This is a genomic window from Gilvibacter sediminis (genome assembly GCF_028561565.1).
Classification (GTDB): domain Bacteria; phylum Bacteroidota; class Bacteroidia; order Flavobacteriales; family Flavobacteriaceae; genus Gilvibacter; species Gilvibacter sediminis.
The window spans coordinates 1-563 of the sequence record NZ_JAQQTE010000011.1; the positions used below are offsets into that span (position 1 = coordinate 1).

General features: G+C 54.4%; 1 pseudogene. It reads left to right on the forward strand.

Going from position 1 to position 563, the window contains the following annotated elements:
• Window positions 1–563, forward strand: a pseudogene (locus POW22_RS15455) (hypothetical protein); the annotation flags it as partial.

Genomic DNA, 563 nt, shown 5'->3' on the forward strand with positions numbered 1-563 from the left:
TTGTGGTTAACCCACTGCCAGAGACGCCAGAGGTGAGTGATTACATCATCTGTGAGCTGGCAACAGACGGCGTGGCTACCTTTGATCTGAACACGAAGATCCCAGAGATCTTAGGCGGACAAGACCCAACGGACTTGGAGATCACCTTCCACGAGGTGGAGGCTGACGCTGATGCAGGCATCAATGCGATCGCCACCCCAGAGGCCTTTGTGAATGTGAGTAACCCACAGACGATCTATGTACGCATTACCAATACGGTGACGGGCTGTTACTCGGCCACGCAGAGCTTTAACATCGAGGTTAGAGAAGGGGCCACGGCCACCGCTCCAGCAGCGGCGTATCGCATCTGTGATAATGTAGGCGAGGGTACAGACGGTATTGGAGAGTTCACCCTCTCTACCCAAGACGATGAGATATTAAACGGACAGGATCCGGTGATCTATGTAGTGAGCTACCACGAAAGCGAGGTGGATGCCACCACGGGAGACAATGCACTACCGGACAGCTATATCAACACGAGCAACCCACAGGTGATCTGGGCACGCGTGACCAACACGGACACG